A 2945-nucleotide genomic window follows, 5' to 3' on the forward strand; every position below is an offset into this window, starting at 1 on the left:
TCAAAGAGATCGCTGCAAGTGTAAACGCAGACAACACCGGTGAACTGGGTGATCTTGGTGCCAAGCTGGATGCAGCTGTTGCTGATCTGGAAACCGCCACCGAATGGATGTTGAGCGCACAGGCTGACGGGAAAATCCCGGAAGCGCTTGCAGGTGCGACACCATATCTGCGTTTGGCAGGCATCACTCTGGGCGCTGGCTTACTGGCAAAAGGTGCTCTGGCATCCAGGGATGCACCAGAGACGTTGAAGAAGCCACGCTACCTGATGGCGCGCAGCTTTGCAGAAACTGTTTTGGGTGAGAGCGCACCGCTGAAAGACGACGTAACACGTGCAGCTGAAGCAATCCTTGCATTCGACGCAGCTGAACTTGCCTGATCCAAGAGGCAGTCAACCGTATTTAAAAGGTGAGGCTGAACAGGCCTCACCAATCAGTTTGGGAGGGACACATGATCAGTATTGAACGGGACGGCGCAGTCCAGATCATCCGCATGGACCGCGTAGAAAAGAAAAACGCACTGACACAGGCCATGTACATGGATATGGCAGATGCGTTGAAGACAGAAGACGAAAGCATCCGCTGCCATGTCATGCTTGGCCGCCCAGGCGTATTCACCGCAGGCAACGACATCGCAGATTTCCTCAAGGCAGCAATGTCAGGCGAAGGCCTGGAAGCTGGCGGAGTTGGCAAATTCCTCGGCGCACTTCATGAGCCATCCAGACCTGTAATCGCAGGCATTGATGGTCCTGCCATTGGCGTGGGCACCACCATGTTGTTCCACTTCGATATGGTGTTTGCGACAGAAAACGCGCTCTTCAAAACGCCGTTCACCGACCTTGGCATCATTCCTGAAGCGGGCTCAACGCTGATCGGCCCAGAGACAATGGGCTACCACAAGGCGTTCGAACTGCTGGCACTGGGTGAGAGCTTCACGGCCGAGATGGCAAAGGAGGCAGGCTTCGTAAATCACGTGGTCTCTCCTGATGAGCTGGAAGACCGTGTGCTTGCGATCGCGCAGAAGGTTGCATCCAAGCCTCAAAACGCCCTGCGCATTTCCAGAGAACTGCTGCGTGGCAAGCGTGAGCCGCTTGAAAAACGCATTTTTGAAGAAATCGGCCTCTTTGCTGAACTGCTCAAGTCTGATGAGGCCCGCGAAGCCTTCATGAAGTTCATGAGCAAAGCTTAACTCGTTCAGATGCGGTGTTCAGCACCGCATCTCAATTCAGGAATTTGGGGGAAACATGGGAAGTCTGAAGGGTAAAACACTGTTCATTACCGGTGCATCTCGTGGAATTGGCCTCGCGATTGGCAAGCGGGCAGCACAAGATGGTGCGAACATTGTGATCGCTGCAAAAACGGCAGAACCGCATCCTAAGCTGGAAGGAACGATCTACACAGCAGCCAAAGAGATTGAGGATGCCGGAGGTCAGGCGCTCCCGCTCGTGGTTGATGTGCGAAGCGAAGAGAGTGTTGAGAATGCAATGAAGGCGGCTGCTGAAAAGTTCGGTGGCATCGATATTGTGGTCAACAATGCCAGTGCGATCAACCTGACACCGGTTCAGAAAATCGACATGAAGCGCTTTGACCTCATGCACCAGATCAACACGCGTGGCACCTTACTCTGCTCTAAGCTGGCAATCCCGTATCTGAAAGAAGCAGAAAACCCGCATATCATGATGCTTTCTCCGCCGCTGGATATGCAGGAGAAGTGGTTTAAGAACCATACACCGTACTCCATTGCCAAATACGGCATGAGCCTTGTTGTACTGGGACTTGCCGGAGAACTGCGCTCTAAGAAGATTGCTGTAAACGCTCTTTGGCCGCGCACGACCATTGCCACGGCTGCTGTTCAGAATCTGCTTGGCGGCGACATGATGGTTCAGGCAAGCCGGACGCCAGACATTCTGGCAGATGCGGCGCATCTGATCTTCACAAAACCGGCAGCAGACACCACTGGCAACTTCTTCATTGATGATACATTGCTGGCGGAAAACGGTATGACCGATTTTGACAAGTACCGCGTGAATCCGAAAGTGAATCTGCAACCAGATTTCTTTGTTCCAGATGACAGCGTAGCGCCAGTCAGTCTGGCTGCAATCGAAGCTTAGCTCTGATTGTTGTAGCACTCTGCTTCTGAGAAATTCAAAGCGTAGCAAAATAAAAGGCGGGGTAACCCGCCTTTCTCATTGGCAATGATCAGTCGAACTCTGGGCCGCGTGCCGAATACGGCTTAACTTCTTTCCAGACGCGCATCAGATTTTCAAGTTCTTCATCTGTCTGTTCTGGCAGGACAATCTCAAGCCCAACAAGAAGATCGCCATGGCCACCTTCTTTCTTCGGCAGACCCTTGCCTTTCAGGCGCATGGTCTTTCCGCTGCTGGTGTTGGCAGGAATTGTCAGGTTAACCGCACCGCTGAGAGTTGGAATGCGTACTTTGCCACCAAGAACGGCTTCATAAAGGGTGAGGGGGACATCAACACGAACATCCTCTCCATCCACTTTGAAGAGCTTGTGTGTGGAAATGCGAACTTCTACCAGTGCATCACCAGCCTGACCACTCTTGGCAGAGGCAAAGCCTTGCCCTTTCAGGCGGATCTTGTCGCCGCTCTGCGTGCCAGCCGGAATTTTTACATTCACAGTCTTGCCGCTTGGCAGTTTCACCTGAACCTTGCCATGGTGGGCAAGGTCTTCAAGTGTCACCCGTGCAATCAGGTTGGCATCAGCTCCCTTGGTAGGGCCAGCATGGAAATGAGATTCTCCACCGCCTGCGCTGCGGCGTTTGCCGCCGCCAAAGCCACCAAGAATATCATTGAGGATATCGTCAAAACCGCCAGCATCCTGAGGGCCGCCGGAACCGCCGTGGCCTTCGCCAAAGCCCTGCTCAAACCGGAAACCACCACGACGCCCTGAATTACGGAAACCTTCAAAGCCACCGCCGCCACCCG

General features: G+C 53.5%; 4 protein-coding genes. 3 read left to right on the top strand and 1 reads right to left on the bottom strand.

Annotated elements, in window-relative coordinates:
* The 3 genes from PPL9_RS33615 to PPL9_RS22965 all read left to right on the top strand — a co-directional run.
* Window positions 1-377, top strand: a 377-nt coding sequence (locus PPL9_RS33615; protein ID WP_208989572.1) for an acyl-CoA dehydrogenase C-terminal domain-containing protein, incomplete at its 5' end; no start/stop codon positions are given.
* A gap of 71 nt (window positions 378-448) precedes the next feature.
* Complete coding sequence (locus PPL9_RS22960; RefSeq protein ID WP_057464896.1) at window positions 449-1186, top strand: crotonase/enoyl-CoA hydratase family protein; 738 nt, start codon at window positions 449-451, stop codon at window positions 1184-1186.
* A gap of 55 nt (window positions 1187-1241) precedes the next feature.
* The gene (locus PPL9_RS22965) at window positions 1242-2108 is read left to right on the top strand and encodes an NAD(P)-dependent oxidoreductase (protein WP_057464897.1); all 867 of its coding nucleotides are present in this window, start codon (window positions 1242-1244) and stop codon (window positions 2106-2108) included.
* A gap of 88 nt (window positions 2109-2196) precedes the next feature.
* Here PPL9_RS22965 and PPL9_RS22970 read toward each other — a convergent pair.
* Window positions 2197-2945, bottom strand: a 749-nt coding sequence (locus tag PPL9_RS22970; protein ID WP_152986809.1) for a DnaJ C-terminal domain-containing protein, incomplete at its 5' end; no start/stop codon positions are given.

This window comes from Pseudovibrio sp. POLY-S9, from assembly GCF_001431305.1.
Classification (GTDB): Bacteria; Pseudomonadota; Alphaproteobacteria; order Rhizobiales; family Stappiaceae; genus Pseudovibrio.